Here is a 16,806-nt window from a genome sequence, read left to right on the forward strand (position 1 = left end):
CGCCGACAACCGCCGTCCTACGCTGAAGGCATGAGCGACGAGGACTACTGCACCATCGCCGAGGCGGCCCGGCCCCCCAAGGCCGACGGCCCGCCGTACGCGGACTGCGTGCTGTGCCAGGAGCCGACCGAGTACCCGGAGTCGTACAAGGGCATCACGCTGTGCCCGGTGTGCGAGTGGCAGGAGGCCCAGCGCACGGCCTGCTCAGGGTGACCGGCGACCGGTGAGCCAGGCAGCGGCGGCGCAGGCGGCTGCCGCGAGCAGGGCCGCGCCCGCCAGCGGCAGCAGCGGCACCGGCGCCCGCCCGCTGTGCGAGCCGGTGACCAGACCGCTGACGGCGGCCCGCGCCGGGGAGCCGGAGGCGACCACCGCGAGCAGCGCGCCGAGCAGCATCGCGGGCACCGCGCGCCCGGTGGAGCGCAGCACCGGCGGGCCGGTGAGCGCGCCGACGGCGGTGCCGAGCAGGGCGCAGACGAGCGCGGCCGGCAGCCCGGCGGCCAGCGCCCGCGCCGGCGGGACGCGCACCCGGTGGCCGGTGCTCGCGGGATCGCTGATCAGCGTCACCACCACGACGGCGGCCACGCCCAGCAGCGCGGCCGCGAGCAGCGCGGTCAGCAGGCAGGCGAGGTGCGCCCGGGCGGGGCCGCGCGCGGCGGCGACGCACGCCCGGGCCGCGGGAGGCTCGCCGGTGGCACAGATCCGTACCAGCCAGGCGGCCACCGGCAGCAGGGCGGCGGCGGTGTAGCCGAGCGAGTCCAGCACCGGCTGTCCGCCGCGCACGCCGACGGCCAGGAAGGCGGCGTAGAGGAGCACCGGGGGCAGCCAGCGCTGGGAGCGCAGCAGCAGGTCGGCCTGGTAGCGCAGCAAGGCGGTCATGGGCGGCTTCCGGGGTCGGGGGGCGGGGCGCCGGCGGGTTCGACGCGCACCACGTGCCAGGGCGGGCGGGCCGTGAGCAGGGCGCGCAGTACGAGGTCGGAGTGGGGGGCGGGGACGGTGAGGCGGTGACCGCCGGGAGCCGTCTCCGCCACGGCGACGGCGGCCCGTACCGCCTCCGGGGGCAGCCGCCCGTCCGGCGGGCCCTGTACGACGACGACGGTGACCGGCCCGTCCACCGCCGGGCCGGCGCCCCCGGTACGGCGCCGCAGGGCGCCGTCGGCCACCGTGTGGACCGCGTCCGCCGCACCGGCGAGCCGGCGCGGGTCGTGGTCCACGAACACCACCGAGCCCCCGGCGGCCGTGCGCTCGGCCACCGCCCGGTCCAGCTCGGCCCGCGCCGGCCCGTCCAGCCCGGTCCACGCCTCGTCCAGCACCAGCAGCTCCGGGTCGCCGAGCAGGGCCTGGGCGACGGCGACCTTCTGGCTGCCGCCCTTGGACAGCCGCGCCATCGGGGTGCCGGCGTACGGGCCCGCGCCGAACCGCTCCAGCCAGGCGTGCGCGGCGCGGGCGGCGGCCTTGCGGCCGAGGCCGTGGAGGGTGCCGAGGTGGGTCAGATAGCCGGCGGCAGTGAAGGGCAGGGCGGAGGGGAACCGCTCGGGCACGTACGCCGTGCGCGGCCGGCCGGTGACACGGCCCTCGGAGGGCACGTCGAGCCGGGCGAGCAGCCGCAGCAGCGTGGACTTCCCGCTGCCGTTCGCCCCCTCGATCCGGACGAGGGCGCCGGGCGCGACGACGAGGTCCACCCCGCGCAACACCCAGGGCCCGCGCACGCCGTAGCGACGGCCCACGGCGGTCAGGCACAGCTCACGGCCTTGACTCATGGAGGTCATTCTCGCCCGGCGGCAGCGGCTTCTTCGACCCTGCCCCGGGTTTCGACGGGTCCCGGGACGCACCGGGGACCGCGCGTTGATCGGCGCGTCGGCGGGTTCGTAGGCTGGGCTCTCGTGAACCACGATCCCGCCCCCTCCAGTGCCCGCCCGTTCCGCGCCGGGTCCGACCCCCGTGACGAGGCGCCGCAGTACGTGCTGCCGCTCGTCGTACGCATCGAGCGCGGCGCCCCGCCCGCGCGGACCGACGCGCTGCGGACGGCCGCCCGGGCCGTGCTCGTCCTGCTCTCCGACGAGCGGGCGCACGGCGACGGGGAGTGGGCCGAGGCGGTGCGGAACTGGGAGGACGCGCGGATCCGCAAGGTGGTCCGGCGGGCCCGGGGCGCCGAGTGGCGGCGCGCCGAGGCACTGCCCGGGATCACGCTGACCGGCAGGTCGGCCGAGGTCCGGGTGTTCCCGCCGATCCCGCTGGACGGCTGGCCCAAGGACCTGGCGAAGCTCCAGGTGTCGGGCACCGAGCTGGACGACCCGGAGGCCCCCGGTGCCGCCGATCCGGCGCACCCGGTGCTGTGGCTCAACCCGGATCTGGAGATGTCGGCGGGCAAGGCGATGGCCCAGGCCGGGCACGGCGCCCAGCTGGCCTGGTGGGCGCTGTCCGACGCGGAGCGCACCGCGTGGCGCGAGGCGGGCTTCCCGCTGTCCGTCCGCACCGCCGCCCCCGCCGACTGGCCCGGGCTGACGGCCGCCGGACTCCCCCTGGTGCGCGACGCCGGTTACACGGAGATCGCACCGGGCTCCTGCACGGTGGTGGCGGACCACCCGGCGCTGCGGCGGCCGTGAACCGCCGTTCCGTCGGGCGGGTACTGCGCGGTGGGTAGTCCCGCCCGCGCCCCGTGCCGGGTGGGTGCTTGCACCTCTTGTCCGCCGTGGCCGGAGCAAGGACCGTGGGAGGGGCAAGCCACTCGGTCGGCACGGCGTTTCGCCGCACCCCTTGGCTGCCGGACGAACCCCTCTGCGTATCCCGCTCGTATCACAGGCATCCGCTTGTACGCAGACACCCCAGGAGAAGGCATAGAAGAAGTCATGCGCAATCGCCTCGCGATTCTCGCCACCGCGGCAGTGCTCCCCCTGACCGGCCTCACCTCGCTCGCAGCAGCGGGTCCGGCGGCCGCCGACCCGAACAAGGCGACGGTCACGGTCACCGGCAGGGTCGCCGACTGCGAGAACGACGCCTCTCCCGTCAGCGTGACGATCACCACGAGCAAGGAAGCCCAGACCGACGACAGCGGGACCGTGACCAGCAACAACAGGTACTCGGTGACCTTCAAGAACATCGCCAGGAAGGGCCGGGACGCCGTGGCCACGGTGACGTGCAAGGACGATTCGTACACGGACAACTTCAGGATCATGCGCCCCGCCGACACCTCGACGACCTTCACACGAAACCTCGAACCGTAGGCCCAACCGAACAGCCCCGAAACGGCCGGCGTCCGGCCGCCAGCACCGGGAGGACGGAGGCACGCGACGCCCCGCCCTCCCGGACCGATGTCCTCAGGCGCTCAACCTTTCGGTGACGCACCGGAGGTGGGCGTACCCGAGGTGGAACCTGGAGCTGCCCTCCCAGCGCACGGGTGCCACGAGTTCCGTCGCCAGCAGCGGGGCGGGGCAGGCGACACACCGGGGCTTCTTGTCGATCGGGAGCGCCGTCCGCTCGTGCAGGACGCGACGGCCGTGACCGACGTGGCAGATCCGGCGCCGCTGGCAGGCTGCGCACACCTCGACGTGCGCGTGCCAGTCGTACCAGGTGATGTACCAGGCGAGTCGGGACAAGTAGCAGCGCAGGCAGGCCAGTCGCGGAAGAACGGCCGACGGGACCAGTTCCACGGCGACGGCGTCCGCCGGGTCGGCGCACCAGACGCACGCCTCGCCGGCCAGGGCCGCCGCCGGTAGCCGCCGGGGTACCTCGAACCAGGAGACAAGCCGGTGCAGCCGTGCCAGCTCCTCGGGAATTCGCACCGTCATCGGGGCGGCACCTCCCCGACACGGGACTTCATCGTGCCGTCCCCGAACCCACCGCCGGCCCCGAGCGATGGCGCGGGCAGGCGCACGGCGGGAAGGCGGTGTTCAGGGTGAGGGGTGGCGGCCCGTCACCGATCACCACGGTGACCGTACCGCGGTCCTGGACGACCGTGCCGTACCGGTCCACGGTGTACACATGCATCGTCATCCCGCTGCCCCGTGCGCTGAGTTGGGGACGGGCAGTACCGTTCGTCATGTCGACGCTCCTCGGTGGCGTTGGCCGCGCCCGGGACCGTGGCAGCGGTCGCCGGGCTTCGTGTGCGGACAGCCGGGCACAGCACGGCCGCTTTCGCGGCACATCTGCCCGGCACAACGAAGAGACTGGACCGGTGGACCGGTCCAGTCAAGCCACCAGGGCGAGTTACTACCTCATCGGGTATGTATCGGTTTCCTCGTAGACGTGCGACGGCGTGACGCCTTCCTCGCACACCAACGGAAGATGCTCCATGTCATAGGCGATGTGCAGCACCACGGCCACGGCAGCCGGCTGTTCCACCTCGAGCAAGCGGGCCTCCTCGTCGCTGGCCAGCCGGACCGTGGTGGTGTCGACGCCTTCGGCGGGCGAACGACCGGTCTCCCGGCGTACGTAGTGCGTGGTGCCTTCGGCGATGGGCCCGGGCAACGCAAGACGGGGTGCCACGTCGGCGACGGCGGGCGGGAACCAGGCCGTGACGATGGTTCCGGGCGAGCCGTCGTCGAGCAGCACCAGCCTCATGCGCCGCAACGCCGTCTCACTCGGTCCCAAGCCGAGGGCGTCAGCGATGTGCGGCGGTGGCGTGAGCCGGTCCGGCATGCCCAGCCGACGGTACGGTGCGCCGCCCGCGACGCGACTGGAGCCCGCACGACGGCGGCCTGCCGGTCGCGCGACCGGCGTGTCCACGACCGTGAACCCGGAGCCCTGCCGGGCGACGACCAGACCGTCGGCCCTCAGCACCTCGTACGCCTTCACCACGGTGGCCCTGGATACCTGCCACTGTTCGGCCAGGTCACGGCCCGACGGCAGCAGTTCACCTGGACCGAACTCGCCGGCCGCGATCCGGGTGCGGAGATCGTCGGCGATCTGCTCGTACTTCAGCAACGGCATGGGTGTCTTTCCGATCACTGGACTGGTCCACCTTGCGGGAACAGAATGCCCCCTATGACACTTCCCGAGCTAGCGCCGGAGATCGTGAGGTTCTACACCGAGACCATCGACGAGGCGGACCGGCTGACCGCGACAGCGGACGGTCAGCTGGAGATGGTGCGCACCCAGGAACTGCTGCACCGCCACCTTCCCTCACCACCGGCCCGGATCCTGGACGTAGGCGGCGGGCCAGGCGCCCACGCACGCTGGCTCGTCGAGGAGGGTTACTCGCTGCATCTCGTCGACCCGATCCAGCGCCACATCGAGCAAGCCGAGAGCACCGGTGCCACCGTCGAACTGGGCGACGCCCGCCGCCTCACCGCCGACGACTCGTCATATGACGTCGTTCTGCTCCTCGGTCCCCTGTATCACCTCATCGACGCCGCGGAACGGCGCCAAGCCCTCGCCGAGGCACGCCGAGTGCTCAAGCCGGGCGGACTGCTCGCAGCGGCCGGTATCAATCGGTACGCCAGCCTCTTCGAGCACGCAGCCTTCGCGCACCTCCACAAGGAAGCGATCCAAGGGAGCATCGGCAGCATCCTGGGCAGCCAAGTCCACGACGGTAAGAAGGCGTTCACCGCCGCGTACTTCCACAGCGGGGAGCAACTGCGCGACGAGGTGGCCTCGGCCGGATTCGAGGGCGCCGAGGTCTACGGAGTCGAGGGACCGGCCTGGTCGATGCTCGCGGCGGCCGAACGGAACACCGGCGACGACTTCCGCGATACGCCCCTGTTCGAGTCCGCCCTCACGGCCGCGCGCATGGCGGAGCCCTATCCAGAGCTGCTCGCCGCAAGCTCCCACCTACTGGCAGTCGGTCGCCGCCCGGCACCGTGAATCGCCCCCGCCGCCCGAGGGAACGCCGATGGCGGATTCGGGGGCAGGCTCTTCTCGGTTCGGTACCCGGCTGTCGGCTCGGTCCGGCCGGGCCGGCGGCGCCAGGTGTGTCCGCTCGTCCCGTCCCGGCCGCCCGAACCTCAAATGTTGCTCTGAACGCCTCAGGGCCGGGGTTCGTGGGCGGTTGGTGGGGCCATATCCCCCTCACTCGACGTACGAAGCGCGGGCCGAGGAGGGGGAGGTGTCATGCGGCTGGGGAGCGGGATCGGGTGGCGGCCGGAGATCGCGGACGCCGTGGAGGCGATGGCGGGCATCGACTGGGTGGAGGTCGTGGCGGAGAACGTCTGCCCCGGCCATCTCCCCCACTCCCTGCTGCGGCTGCGCGAGCGCGGTGTGACGGTGGTCCCGCACGGCGTCTCCCTCGGCCTCGGCGGCGCGGACCGGCCCGACGCCAGGCGGCTGTCGGCGCTCGCCGAGCGCGCGGAGGCCCTCGCGTCCCCGCTGGTCACCGAGCACATCGCCTTCGTCCGGGCGGGCGGCGAACTCACCGCGTCCCCCCGGCTGGAGGCCGGTCATCTGCTGCCCGTGCCGCGCACCCGGGACGCGCTGGACGTACTGTGCGAGAACGTCCGCATCGCCCAGGACGCGCTGCCGGTGCCGCTGGCCCTGGAGAACATCGCCGCGCTGTTCTCCTGGCCGGGCGAGGAGCTGACGGAGGGACAGTTCCTGTCCGAGCTGGTCGAACGGACCGGGGTACGGCTGCTGATCGACGTGGCCAACCTGCACACCAACCACGTCAACCGGGGCGAGGACCCCGCCGAGGCGCTGGCCGCGCTGCCGGTGGAGGCGATCGCCTACGTCCATGTCGCGGGCGGATTCGAGCGCGACGGCGTCTGGCACGACAGCCACGCGCACCCCGTGCCCCGCCCGGTGCTCGACATCCTGACCGGCCTCGCCACCCGGGTCGCACCGCCGGGAGTACTGCTGGAGCGGGACGAGAACTTCCCGGAACCGGCGGAACTGGAGCGGGAGTTGGCGGACATCCGGGAGGCGGTGTCGGCCGGGCGCGAGCTCGCCGGGGAGCGGGCGGCGGAGCGTGCTCCGGTGAGGGGCGCCGCCGGTGCCGGGGCGGGGGGCGTCAAGGTCCTGGCGCGGCCGGTGGCCGGTGTGCGCGAACGGCTCGGGGTGGCGCAGACCGCCGTACTGTCGGCGCTGGTGGCGGGGACGCCGGTGCCGGAGGGGTTCGACCGTGTCCGGATGGGGGTGCAGGCGCGGGCGCTCGCGGCGAAGCGGGCGGGCGTGGTGGCGAAGGTGGCGCCCGAACTGCCGGTGATCCTGGGGGCGGGGTATCGGGAGGCGTTCCTGGAGTACGCGCGTCGGCGTCCGATGCGGGGCGGCTACCGGCAGGACGCGCTGGACTTCGCCGGTCACCTGTTGAAACTGGGCCGGCCGGAGGACGCCCGCGCCCGCCGCGCCCTGCGGGAGTGGTGGCTGGACCGAGCGGGCCCGGCGCCCCGGAAACGGGGGCTGTTGGGGCGGGTACTGCGGCGTCACGGCTCCTGACCAGCGAGGAAAACGGAACGTCACGTACCGGCAACGGTGCGTCCGGATAGTGAACAGAGCATGGTGCGTACCCAGACTCCTGACATACAAACAGCTCATGTTCTGGGTCCTTCTCCTCTTCCTGGCCTGGGCTTTCGCCGGTACGGCCTGCGCTCGCCTCTGCCTGGCGGCCGTACGCACGGACGCGTCGGACGCGCCGGACGCATCCGACGCGCCGTACGTACCCGACGCGCCGACGGTCTCCGACCGCGATCTGACGCTGTACGAGGCGGCGTTCCTCTCCGGCGGGCCCTCGCGGGTCGCCGATGTGGCCCTCGTCTCCATGGCCCGCCAGCGCCGGCTGCTGCTCGCGCACACCGGCTGGGCCACGGTGGTGGACCCGCGGGGCCGCGACGAGATCGAACAGTCCGTCATAGGGGCCATAGGGCCCGGGGGGCAGTCGCGGATCGCCCCGGTGCGGACGCGGGCGGCCGACGCGGAGGCCGTGCGCCGCCTGGCCGACGGCCTGGTGCACGCGGGGCTCGCGGTACCCGAGTGCTCGGACACGGTGGCGTCCGCCGTCCGGCACGTGCGCGCCGCCGCGCTCGCCGTGGCGGCACTCGGCGGCACGGCCGTGCTGCTGCCCGGCGACACCGGGGCACCGCGCCCGCTGGTGGGCGCGTGGTTCGCGCTGCCCCTCATCCTGACGCTGGGCAGCCTGGCCATCGCCCGGTTCGAAGCGCACCCCTACTCGCCCTGGGCCTCCCCCGCCGGGCAGCGGCTGCTGCGCGCGCTGACCGGCAAGCCGGCCGGGGACGAGCGCTCGTTCCTCACCTCCGTGGCCATACGGGGCATCCGCGCGATCGGCGAACCGGAGCTGCGCGCGGCCTTCACCCACCGCGACCAGCCGCTGCGCGAGTGACCGGGAGCATCCGGGGCTTGGCGGCCCGGCAGGCGCCGGGGGCGCACAGGGGGCATTGACGCCGACACCGGCCGGGCGGTCCTTGCCTTCCCCCACGGGCGTACCAAATATCCCTTGTGTTCGCGCCGGGCCGTGGCAGCCGTGCCACCGCCGCCGCGCGCCGAAGGGATTACGCGATGAAAGCTGCCGCCCTCTGCTCGGCCGCCGGGTCCTTGCTGCTGACCACCCTGGCCGCGGCCCCGGCGGGCGGCACCCCCGGCACCCCCGGCACCCCCGGGATCCCGCAGGCGCCTCATGCCCTTCACGCCCCGCATGCCGCCCCGCATGCCCCTGCCGCCCCCGGCGCGGCCGAGTCGCGCGGCACCGCGGTGGCCGCGGCCCGCGCCCAGGCGGCCGGGATCGACTTCGGCCCGTGCCCGGCGGCCGAGGTGCCGGGCACGCCCACCGGTGTGCGGTGCGGCACGGTGAGCGTCCCGCTGGACTACGCCCACCCGGACGGCAAGCGGATCGAGCTGACCGTCAGCCGGGCCCGGGCCACCCAGAAGGACCCGCACAACAGCAAGCGCAAGCTCCCCCGGCAGGGCGCCCTGGTCTTCAACCCGGGCGGCCCCGGCGCCTCCGGCATGTACTTCCCGCTGATCGGCACGGTTCCGGGCTGGCAGCGGATCGCCGCCGTCTACGACCTGGTCGGCTACGCCCCGCGCGGGGTGGGCCGCTCGGCGCCGCTGTCCTGCGAGGACCCCAAACGCTTCTTCAAGGCCCCCACCGAGGCACCGACGCACCCGTCGGAGGCGTACAAGCGGGAGCGCGTCGCACAGGCGCGGGCGTACGCGCGCGGCTGCGCCCAGCGGTCCGGGAGCCGACTGCGCCACTACACCTCGCTGAACAACGCCCGGGACCTGGACGTGCTGCGGGCCGCGCTGGGCGAGGACCGGCTGACCTTCATGGGCGCCTCGTACGGCACCTACTTCGGCGCGCTGTACGCGGCGATGTTCCCCTCCCACGTGCGGCGCATGGTGCTGGACGCGCCGGTGGACCCGGACCCGGAGAAGATCTGGTACCGCAGCAACCTGGAGCAGTCGGCGGCGTTCGAGGACCGCTGGGCGGACTTCCGGGACTGGATCGCCCGGCACGACGACGTGTACCGGCTCGGCACCACCTCCGCGCGGGTGCAGCGCGCCTACGACACCGCGCGCGAGCGGCTGGCCGGGAAGGCGGCGGGCGGGAAGGTGGGCCCCGGCCAGCTGCAGAACGCGTTCCTGACCGCCGGGTACTACGAGGACTACTGGCCGAGCCGGGCCGCGGCCCTGTCGGCCTATCTGCACGGCGACCCGGGGCCGCTGGTCCGGCTGGCCGCGCCGCGCCCGGAGACGGCCGCCGGGGCGGAGAACGCGTCGGCCGTGTACACCGCCGTCGAGTGCAACGACGCCCCCTGGCCGACGGACTGGGCGGTGTGGGACCGCGACAACACCCGCCTCGCCCGGGTGGCGCCCTTCGAGACCTGGGACAACGCCTGGACGAACCTGCCGTGCGCCTACTGGCCGGCACCCCGGCAGCAGCCGCTGGACGTGCGGACCGGGCCGGGCGAGCTGCCGCCGGTGCTGATCCTGGCGGCCGAGCGGGATGCCGCGGCGCCGTACCAGGGGGCGCTGTCGATGAACCGGCGGCTGGCCGGGTCGGTGCTGGTGACGGAGCGGGACGCGGGCACGCACGGGATCGCGGGCGGGCCCAACGCCTGCGTCAACGGGCACCTGTACGCGTACCTGCTGGAGGGCCGGGTGCCGGCCCGGCACGCGTCCTGCGCGCCACGCCGGCCTCCGGAGGCCCGGCCGGGCAAGGGCGCCTAGTGGGATGCCCTGTCATGCCCGTCGGGCGGGTGCGGGACGTCCCGGTTGCTCGCGCCGTTCCCCGCGCCCCTTCGGGGCGGCTTACGCCAGCCCCGCCACCAGGTCGCCGATGTCCTTGCGGCGGCCCGTGAAGAAGGGGACTTCCTCCCGGACGTGCATGCGGGCCTCGGAGGCGCGCAGGTGGCGCATGAGGTCGACGATGCGGTACAGCTCGTCGGCCTCGAAGGCGAGGATCCACTCGTAGTCGCCGAGGGAGAACGAGGCGACCGTGTTGGCGCGCACGTCCGGGTAGCCGCGGGCCATCTTGCCGTGGTCGGCGAGCATCCGGCGGCGGTCCTCGTCGGGCAGCAGGTACCAGTCGTAGGAGCGCACGAACGGGTAGACGCTGACGTAGTTCCGGGGCGTCTCGTCGGCGAGGAAGGCCGGGATGTGCGAGCGGTTGAACTCGGCCGGGCGGTGCAGCGCCATGTTCGACCAGACCGGCTCCAGCGCGCGGCCCAGCTTGGTGCGGCGGAAGAGGTTGTACGCCTCCTGGAGCTGGTCGCTGGTCTCGGCGTGCCACCAGATCATGAGGTCGGCGTCGGCGCGCAGACCGGAGACGTCGTAGGTGCCGCGGACCGTGACGTCCTTGGCGGCGAGCTGGTCGAACAGCTCCTGGACCTCGTCGGCGTAACCCGCACGGTCCTCCGGCAGGGCGTCCTTCAGCTTGAAGACCGACCACAGGGTGTAGCGGATGACCTCGTTGAGGTCCTTGGCCAGCTTGCCCTTGTTCGGGATCCTGCCGGACTCGGTGATGGGGGCGTCGTCACTCATGGTCCCTATTCTCCCGCTCCGCCGTGCAGGCTCTGCACCGGGTGGGCCGCCAGGTCCCGGACGCCCCTGTCGTCGCCCTCCAGCTGGTCCACCGCGGCGTAGGCGCTCGCGACGCAGGCCGGGATGCCGACGCCGTCGTACTGGGCGCCGCACACCGCGAGCCCCGGGAGCTTGGCGACGTGCTCGCGGACGCGGGCCACGCGCGCGTGGTGCCCGACGGGGTACTGGGGCAGGCCGTCGGTCCAGCGGGTGACCCTGGTCTCCAGCGGGACGGCGTCCAGGCCGGTGGCCTCCCGCAGGTCGTGCCGGGAGACCTCCACCAGGCCGGCGTCGTCCCGGCCGAGGATCTCCGTCTCGCCGTGCCGGCCCACGGAGGTGCGCAGGACCAGCACGTCCGGGTCCTCCTCGGCGATCCAGCCCCACTTGCGGGAGGCGAAGGTGGACGCCTTGATGGTGCGGCCGTCGACGGGCGGCACGAGGAAGCCGCTGCCCTCGGGCAGGCGCGCGTCGGCGCGCCGGTAGGCGAGGGTGACCAGGGCCATGGAGGCGTACTCGACGGCGGCCAGCTCGGCGGCGGCCCCCGGGGCCTCGGCGCGCAGCAGCCGGGCGGCGGCCGGGGCGGGTACGGCGACCACGACCGCGTCGGCGCGCAGCACGCGCTCGCCCGCGGTGATCCGCCAGCCGTCCGGCTCCCGGCGCAGCGCGTGGGCGGGGGCGTTGGTGAGGATCTCGCCGCCGCGGGCGCGCACCGACTCGGCGACCGCGAGCGGCAGCCGCCCGACGCCGCCGGCGATGCCCATGAAGACCGGCCCGGACTGCTGGTTCGCGGCGGCCTTCGCCTGGATCTCGCGGACGCCCTCGGTGAGGGAGGTGTGGGCGCGGGCGGCCTGGAAGAGCTGCGGGACGGCCGAGCGCATCGAGATGCGGTAGGCGTCGCCCGCGTACACCCCGCCCAGCAGCGGTTCCACCAGGCGGTCGACGACCTCGCGGCCGAGCCGTGCCGCCACGTACTCGCCGACGGCGACGTCGTCGCCGATCTCGGTGCGGGGCAGGTCGGCGTCGCGCTCGATGCGGGCCAGGCCCTCGGCGGAGAGGACGCCGGAGAGCGCGGCGGCGGTGCCGGGCACGCCCATCACATGGCCCTTGGGCATGGGCCGCAGGGCGCCCCGGGTCCAGATCGAGGCGGTCGCGGTGGCCGGCGGCTGGAGCGCCGCGCCGAGGCCCGCCTCGCGCGCGAGGGTCACCGCCTCCGGGCGGCGGGCCAGCATGGACTCGGCACCGAGGTCGACGCGGACGCCGGCGATCTCGCCGGGCAGCAGCTTGCCGCCGACCCGGTCGCCGGCCTCCAGCACCGTCACGCGCGCGCCGCGCGCCAGCAGCCGGTGCGCGGCGGCCAGCCCGGCGATGCCGGCCCCGATGACGACGACGTGCCCCAGGCCCCTACCCGTTGTGCTCATGTCCCCCACTCTCTCAGACCCCACTGACACTCCGGCCGGGGCCCGGCGTCCGGCCGGCGGGGGCCGACAGGGGCCGGACCCGCCGTGCCCCGTAGCGTGTTCCCATGAGCATCGCTGGCGGCAGACAACGGCTGGTCGTGATCGGGGGCGACGCCGCGGGCATGTCCGCGGCCTCGCAGGCGCGGCGGCTGCGGGGCCCCGGGGAGCTGGAGATCGTGGCGTTCGAGCGCGGCCACTTCACCTCCTTCTCGGCGTGCGGCATCCCGTACTGGGTGGGCGGTCAGGTCCCGGAGCGGGACCGGCTGATCGCCCGGACGGCAAAGGAGCACCGCGCGCGGGACATCGACCTGCGCATGCGCACGGAGGTCACGGAGATCGACGTGGCCGGGCAGCGGGTACGCGCGCGTGACGTCGATTCCGGCGCCGAGTACTGGACGTCGTACGACAAGCTGGTCATCGCCACCGGTGCCCGGCCGGTCCGCCCGGACCTGCCCGGCGTGGACGCGCCCGGGGTACACGGGGTGCAGACGCTCGACGACGGCCAGGCGCTGCTGGACACCCTGGCCGGTACGCGGGGCCGCAGGGCCGTGGTCGTGGGCGCCGGCTACATCGGTGTCGAGATGGCCGAGGCGCTGATCCGCCGGGGTTTCGAGGTGACGGTCGTCAACCGGGGCCAGGAGCCGATGTCGACGCTGGATCCGGACATGGGCCGGCTCGTGCACCGGGCCATGGAGGGCCTCGGCATCACCATGGTCGACGACGCCGAGGTGACCGAGGTGCGCACCGGACGGGACGGCCGGGTGCGGGCGGTGGCCACGCGGGACGCCGAGTTCCCGGCGGACGTGGTGGTCCTCGGCATCGGCGTCCGCCCGGAGACCGCCCTCGCCCGGGCGGCCGGGCTGCCGCTCGGCGCCCACGGCGGGCTGCTCACCGATCTGGCGATGCGGGTGCGCGGGCAGGAGGACATCTGGGCGGGCGGCGACTGCGTGGAGGTGCTGAACCTGGTCTCCGGGCAGCAGCAGTACGTTCCGCTCGGCACCCACGCCAACAAGCACGGCCAGGTCATCGGCACCAACGCGGGCGGCGGCTACGCCACCTTCCCGGGGGTCGTCGGCACGGCGGTGAGCAAGGTGTGCGACCTGGAGATCGCCCGCACCGGCCTGCGGGAGAAGGACGCCCGCCGGGTGGGCCTGCGGTACGAGACGGTCACCATCGAGTCGACCAGCCGCGCCGGCTACTACCCGGGGGCCGCCCCCATGACGGTGAAGATGCTCGCCGAGGCCCGTACGGGACGGCTGCTGGGCGTGCAGATCGTCGGCCGGGAGGGGGCGGCGAAGCGGGTGGACATCGCGGCGGTGGCGCTCACCGCGCGGATGACCGTGGAGGAGATGACGGCCCTGGACCTGGGGTACGCCCCGCCGTTCTCACCGGTGTGGGACCCGGTGCTGGTGGCCGCGCGGAAGGCCGCCTCGAAGGTGCGGTCGGGCTGACCCGCGGCGGTGGGCTCCACCGACGGCGGACGCGCTGATAGGCGGGTCGGATCGCGGGCACTACTTGTGTGTGGTCATCCCCGTCCATGACGTCAACCCGGTGCGCCGCACCCCCTGGGTGACGTACGCGCTCATCGCCGCCAATGTGCTGGTGTTCGTCACCATGCCCGGCATGGCCGGTTCCGTGACCGGCGGCACCAAGCTGGCGCAGCTGTGCGATCTCCAGGCGTTCCTGGACCGCTACGCGGCGGTGCCCCGGGAGCTGATCCACGATCGGCTGCCCCGGCTGGTGCCGACCGGGGAGGTCGGCCTGGGCCCGCAAGGGCCGGGCTGCGTGGTGGCGCCGCCCGGTTACGACAAGTCGCCGCCGCTGTCGGTGTTCACGGCGATGTTCCTGCACGGCGGCTGGCCGCACCTGCTGGGGAACATGCTGTTCCTGCTGATCTTCGGCAACAACGTCGAGGACCGGATGGGCCACATCCGCTTCTTCCTCTTCTACGTGGTGTGCGGCTACGCGGCCGGGTACGGCTTCGCGCTGCTCAACGACGCCTCCGCGGACCCGCTGATCGGCGCGTCCGGGGCGATCGCCGGGGTGCTCGGCGCCTATCTGGTGCTGTATCCGCGGGCCAGGGTGTGGGTGCTGGTGCCGTTCCTGGTCTTCCTGCCGCTGCGGCTGCCCGCCTGGCTGGTGCTCGGGTTCTGGTTCGGGCTCCAGGCGGTGTACTCCTCCGGGCTCGGCGTGTCCGGCGCGGGCACGGTGGCGTACGCGGCGCACGTGGTCGGCTTCGTGGCGGGCATGCTGCTCGCCTGGCCGCTCAAGCCCGGCACGCCACCGCCGCCGGAGCCGCCCGGCCTGCTGTTCGGCAGGCGGGCGCGGCCCCGTCACACCTGGTGAGTCAGCGCGCGGTCGCGGTGTGGACGTACTCCGTGAGCCGGGTCAGCGCGTCCGGGTCGGTGTTCGGCATGACGCCGTGACCGAGGTTGAAGACGTGCCCCTCCAGCCCGGCGGCGGCGTCGAGCACCTCCTGGGCCTTGGCCTCGACGGTGTCCTTGTCGGTGAACAGCACGGTCGGGTCCAGGTTGCCCTGGAGGGCCTTGCCGGGGCCGACGCGGCGGGCGGCCTCGTCCAGCGGGACGCGCCAGTCGACACCGACGACGTCCGCGCCGGCCTCGCCCAGGAGCTTCAGCAGCTCGCCGGTGCCGACGCCGAAGTGGATGCGCGGGACGCCGTACCCGGCGACCGCGTCGAAGACCTTCGCGGAGGCCGGCATGACCGAGCGCCGGTAGTCCGCCGGGGCCAGCGCGCCGGCCCAGGAGTCGAAGAGCTGGACGGCGCTGGCGCCGGCCTCGATCTGCACCTTCAGGAAGGCGGCCGTGATGTCGGCGAGGCGGTCCAGCAGGTCGGCCCACAGCTCGGGGTCGCCGTACATCATCGCCTTGGCGTTCTCGTACGTCCGCGAGGGGCCGCCCTCGACCAGGTAGCTCGCCAGGGTGAAGGGCGCGCCCGCGAAGCCGATCAGCGGGGTGGCGCCCAGCTCGCGGGTGAGCATGCCGATGGCCTCGGTGACGTACGGCACGTCCTCGGGGGCGAGGTCGCGCAGCCGGGCCAGGTCGGCGCGGGTGCGGATGGGCTGCTCGACGACCGGGCCGACACCGGGCTTGATGTCCAGGTCGAGACCGATGGCCTTGAGCGGGACGACGATGTCGCTGAAGTAGATCGCCGCGTCCACGTCGTGCCGGCGCACCGGCTGGAGGGTGATCTCGGTGACCAGTTCGGGCCGCATGCAGGACTCCAGCATGGGCACGCCCTCGCGCACCTTGCGGTACTCGGGCAGGGAGCGGCCGGCCTGGCGCATGAACCACACGGGGGTGTGCGGCACGGGTTCGCGCCGGCACGCCTTGAGGAACGCGCTGTCGTACGTGGCTGCGGGCCCCTGGCCCGTGGAGGTGTCGTTCGCGGTCACGGGGCAAGTCTCGCATGACACCGGGGAGGGGTGGCGCGGGGTGTCTTGCCCTGCGCGACGGCCCGCTTCCCCTTACTCTTCCCCGCATGGCTGCGGCTCAGGGACGACTGTCGGACGGCGCTGACGGAATGGACGACGCGGAGGACACCGCTCAGGCGCGGGCGGGCGGCGGGCTGCCGCCGGCGTTCCGGGCCGCGGTCGACGCGCTGCGGGCGGCGCGGCCGCGGCCGCAGGTCGAGGTGGAGCCGACGCCCGCCCCGCAGCGGCTCGCCCCGTACGCGTACGCGCTGGAGGCGGTGGTGGTCGACGGCGAGCAGGAGCTGGCCGACGGGCGTCTGGTGCTGCTGCACGACCCGGACGGGCATGACGCCTGGCAGGGCACGTTCCGGCTGGTGACGCTGGTGCGGGCGGAGCTGGAGCCGGAGATGGCGGCCGATCCGCTGCTGCCGGAGGTGTGCTGGTCGTGGCTGACCGGGGCGCTCCAGGCCCGCGGGCTGGCCTACGGCGAGCCGAGCGGCACGATCACGCGGGCGGGTTCGCACTATTTCGGCGGGCTGGCGGAGCGGCCCGCGGCCTCGCAGATCGAGATCCGCGCCTCGTGGACGCCTCGTGAGGGCCTGGGCGGGGTGCCGGACACCGCCGCGCACCTGGCCTCCTGGTGCGATCTGCTGGCGCAGGTCGCGGGCCTGCCGCCGGCCGGTCCCGGGGACGCGTCCGTGGTGACGCTGCCGCAGCGCCGGGGCCCGCAGTCCCGCTGAGCGGGCGCCCGCCACGCCCATCTCGCGGTTCCGCCGAGGGGCCGCGATCGATCCGCGCACGCGACATGCCGAGCGGCCTGCCCCGGTCCGCGTCCGCGGCCTGCCCGGGGAGGGGCACCGATCCGCGTGCGCGGCCTGCCCGGGGGCTTGCGCCGATCCGCATCCGTATCCGCGTCCGCAGCCCGTCCGGAGACCTGCGCCGTTCCGCAATCCC

General features: G+C 74.2%; 18 protein-coding genes. 10 read left to right on the forward strand and 8 right to left on the reverse strand.

Features of this window, described 5'->3' with window-relative positions:
* Nucleotides 1–30: 30 nt before the first annotated feature.
* The gene (locus ACSURM_RS08875) at nt 31–213 is read left to right on the forward strand and encodes a hypothetical protein (protein ID WP_436954445.1); all 183 of its coding nucleotides are present in this window, start codon (nt 31–33) and stop codon (nt 211–213) included.
* Here the strand turns inward: ACSURM_RS08875 and ACSURM_RS08880 are convergent.
* The gene (locus ACSURM_RS08880) at nt 205–876 is read right to left on the reverse strand and encodes an ABC transporter (RefSeq protein ID WP_436954447.1); all 672 of its coding nucleotides are present in this window, start codon (nt 874–876) and stop codon (nt 205–207) included. The two genes, ACSURM_RS08875 and ACSURM_RS08880, sit on opposite strands and share 9 nt — an antisense overlap.
* Nucleotides 873–1,757: an ABC transporter ATP-binding protein gene (locus tag ACSURM_RS08885; RefSeq protein ID WP_436954448.1), complete on the reverse strand. Its 885-nt coding sequence runs from the start codon at nt 1,755–1,757 to the stop codon at nt 873–875. The genes ACSURM_RS08880 and ACSURM_RS08885 overlap by 4 nt, the downstream gene beginning before the upstream one ends.
* A gap of 123 nt (nt 1,758–1,880) precedes the next feature.
* On the opposite strand from ACSURM_RS08885, the gene ACSURM_RS08890 reads away from it, so the two are divergent.
* Both ACSURM_RS08890 and ACSURM_RS08895 read left to right on the forward strand, forming a co-directional pair.
* Nucleotides 1,881–2,603: an aminoacyl-tRNA hydrolase gene (locus tag ACSURM_RS08890; protein ID WP_436954450.1), complete on the forward strand. Its 723-nt coding sequence runs from the start codon at nt 1,881–1,883 to the stop codon at nt 2,601–2,603.
* Nucleotides 2,604–2,846: 243 nt separating this feature from the next.
* Nucleotides 2,847–3,221, forward strand: a complete 375-nt coding sequence (locus ACSURM_RS08895) for a hypothetical protein (RefSeq protein WP_436954451.1) — start codon at nt 2,847–2,849, stop codon at nt 3,219–3,221.
* A 93-nt stretch (nt 3,222–3,314) separates the two neighbouring features.
* Here the strand turns inward: ACSURM_RS08895 and ACSURM_RS08900 are convergent, their stop codons facing one another.
* The 3 genes from ACSURM_RS08900 to ACSURM_RS08910 form a co-directional block, all read right to left on the reverse strand.
* A complete protein-coding gene (locus tag ACSURM_RS08900) occupies nt 3,315–3,785 on the reverse strand; it encodes a hypothetical protein (RefSeq protein WP_436954453.1) in 471 nt (156 codons plus the stop codon).
* 28 nt (nt 3,786–3,813) lie between these two features.
* Nucleotides 3,814–4,038, reverse strand: a complete 225-nt coding sequence (locus ACSURM_RS08905; RefSeq protein ID WP_436954455.1) for a hypothetical protein — start codon at nt 4,036–4,038, stop codon at nt 3,814–3,816.
* A 168-nt stretch (nt 4,039–4,206) separates the two neighbouring features.
* Complete coding sequence (locus ACSURM_RS08910; protein ID WP_436961003.1) at nt 4,207–4,926, reverse strand: GntR family transcriptional regulator; 720 nt, start codon at nt 4,924–4,926, stop codon at nt 4,207–4,209.
* 54 nt (nt 4,927–4,980) lie between these two features.
* On the opposite strand from ACSURM_RS08910, the gene ACSURM_RS08915 reads away from it, so the two are divergent.
* The 4 genes from ACSURM_RS08915 (at nt 4,981) to ACSURM_RS08930 (ending at nt 10,110) form a co-directional block, all read left to right on the forward strand.
* On the forward strand, nt 4,981–5,799 hold the full coding sequence (locus ACSURM_RS08915; RefSeq protein ID WP_436954456.1) for a class I SAM-dependent methyltransferase: 819 nt from the start codon (nt 4,981–4,983) through the stop codon (nt 5,797–5,799).
* A 246-nt stretch (nt 5,800–6,045) separates the two neighbouring features.
* Nucleotides 6,046–7,362 (forward strand): DUF692 domain-containing protein, encoded by a 1,317-nt coding sequence (locus ACSURM_RS08920; RefSeq protein WP_436954458.1) that lies wholly within the window; start codon nt 6,046–6,048, stop codon nt 7,360–7,362.
* 97 nt (nt 7,363–7,459) lie between these two features.
* The gene (locus ACSURM_RS08925) at nt 7,460–8,263 is read left to right on the forward strand and encodes a TIGR04222 domain-containing membrane protein (RefSeq protein WP_436954460.1); all 804 of its coding nucleotides are present in this window, start codon (nt 7,460–7,462) and stop codon (nt 8,261–8,263) included.
* 176 nt (nt 8,264–8,439) lie between these two features.
* Complete coding sequence (locus ACSURM_RS08930; RefSeq protein ID WP_436954461.1) at nt 8,440–10,110, forward strand: alpha/beta hydrolase; 1,671 nt, start codon at nt 8,440–8,442, stop codon at nt 10,108–10,110.
* Between the two features lie 81 nt (nt 10,111–10,191).
* Here ACSURM_RS08930 and hemQ read toward each other — a convergent pair whose 3' ends face one another.
* Together hemQ and hemG are read right to left on the reverse strand one after the other, a co-directional pair.
* Nucleotides 10,192–10,923 carry a hydrogen peroxide-dependent heme synthase gene (gene hemQ, locus ACSURM_RS08935; RefSeq protein WP_359041956.1) on the reverse strand — a complete coding sequence of 244 codons (732 nt, stop codon included), beginning with the start codon at nt 10,921–10,923 and terminating at the stop codon, nt 10,192–10,194.
* A 5-nt stretch (nt 10,924–10,928) separates the two neighbouring features.
* Nucleotides 10,929–12,380: a protoporphyrinogen oxidase gene (hemG, locus tag ACSURM_RS08940; RefSeq protein ID WP_436954463.1), complete on the reverse strand. Its 1,452-nt coding sequence runs from the start codon at nt 12,378–12,380 to the stop codon at nt 10,929–10,931.
* A gap of 104 nt (nt 12,381–12,484) precedes the next feature.
* Here hemG and ACSURM_RS08945 point away from each other — a divergent pair, with 104 nt between their 5' ends.
* Together ACSURM_RS08945 and ACSURM_RS08950 are read left to right on the forward strand one after the other, a co-directional pair.
* Nucleotides 12,485–13,870, forward strand: a complete 1,386-nt coding sequence (locus ACSURM_RS08945; RefSeq protein WP_436954465.1) for an FAD-dependent oxidoreductase — start codon at nt 12,485–12,487, stop codon at nt 13,868–13,870.
* 70 nt (nt 13,871–13,940) lie between these two features.
* Complete coding sequence (locus ACSURM_RS08950; protein WP_436954467.1) at nt 13,941–14,765, forward strand: rhomboid family intramembrane serine protease; 825 nt, start codon at nt 13,941–13,943, stop codon at nt 14,763–14,765.
* 1 nt (nt 14,766) lies between these two features.
* Here ACSURM_RS08950 and hemE read toward each other — a convergent pair whose 3' ends face one another.
* Complete coding sequence (hemE, locus tag ACSURM_RS08955) at nt 14,767–15,834, reverse strand: uroporphyrinogen decarboxylase (RefSeq protein WP_436954468.1); 1,068 nt, start codon at nt 15,832–15,834, stop codon at nt 14,767–14,769.
* Between the two features lie 86 nt (nt 15,835–15,920).
* Here hemE and ACSURM_RS08960 point away from each other — a divergent pair, with 86 nt between their 5' ends.
* Complete coding sequence (locus ACSURM_RS08960) at nt 15,921–16,592, forward strand: DUF3000 domain-containing protein (protein ID WP_381556467.1); 672 nt, start codon at nt 15,921–15,923, stop codon at nt 16,590–16,592.
* Nucleotides 16,593–16,806 lie beyond the last annotated feature (214 nt).

The organism is Streptomyces sp. SudanB182_2057 (genome assembly GCF_964272715.1).
Classification (GTDB): domain Bacteria; phylum Actinomycetota; class Actinomycetes; order Streptomycetales; family Streptomycetaceae; genus Streptomyces; species Streptomyces rubradiris.

Coding starts and splice junctions, on each gene's coding strand:
- ACSURM_RS08915 (WP_436954456.1), top strand. CDS start 4,981: ATGACACTTCCCGAGCTAGCGCCGGAGATCGTGAGGTTCTACACCGAG.
- hemG (WP_436954463.1), bottom strand. CDS start 12,380: ATGAGCACAACGGGTAGGGGCCTGGGGCACGTCGTCGTCATCGGGGCC.
- ACSURM_RS08905 (WP_436954455.1), bottom strand. CDS start 4,038: ATGACGAACGGTACTGCCCGTCCCCAACTCAGCGCACGGGGCAGCGGG.
- ACSURM_RS08910 (WP_436961003.1), bottom strand. CDS start 4,926: ATGCCGTTGCTGAAGTACGAGCAGATCGCCGACGATCTCCGCACCCGG.
- hemQ (WP_359041956.1), bottom strand. CDS start 10,923: ATGAGTGACGACGCCCCCATCACCGAGTCCGGCAGGATCCCGAACAAG.
- ACSURM_RS08945 (WP_436954465.1), top strand. CDS start 12,485: ATGAGCATCGCTGGCGGCAGACAACGGCTGGTCGTGATCGGGGGCGAC.
- ACSURM_RS08885 (WP_436954448.1), bottom strand. CDS start 1,757: ATGAGTCAAGGCCGTGAGCTGTGCCTGACCGCCGTGGGCCGTCGCTAC.
- ACSURM_RS08930 (WP_436954461.1), top strand. CDS start 8,440: ATGAAAGCTGCCGCCCTCTGCTCGGCCGCCGGGTCCTTGCTGCTGACC.
- ACSURM_RS08920 (WP_436954458.1), top strand. CDS start 6,046: ATGCGGCTGGGGAGCGGGATCGGGTGGCGGCCGGAGATCGCGGACGCC.
- ACSURM_RS08880 (WP_436954447.1), bottom strand. CDS start 876: ATGACCGCCTTGCTGCGCTACCAGGCCGACCTGCTGCTGCGCTCCCAG.
- ACSURM_RS08960 (WP_381556467.1), top strand. CDS start 15,921: ATGGCTGCGGCTCAGGGACGACTGTCGGACGGCGCTGACGGAATGGAC.
- ACSURM_RS08895 (WP_436954451.1), top strand. CDS start 2,847: ATGCGCAATCGCCTCGCGATTCTCGCCACCGCGGCAGTGCTCCCCCTG.
- ACSURM_RS08875 (WP_436954445.1), top strand. CDS start 31: ATGAGCGACGAGGACTACTGCACCATCGCCGAGGCGGCCCGGCCCCCC.
- ACSURM_RS08900 (WP_436954453.1), bottom strand. CDS start 3,785: ATGACGGTGCGAATTCCCGAGGAGCTGGCACGGCTGCACCGGCTTGTC.
- ACSURM_RS08925 (WP_436954460.1), top strand. CDS start 7,460: ATGTTCTGGGTCCTTCTCCTCTTCCTGGCCTGGGCTTTCGCCGGTACG.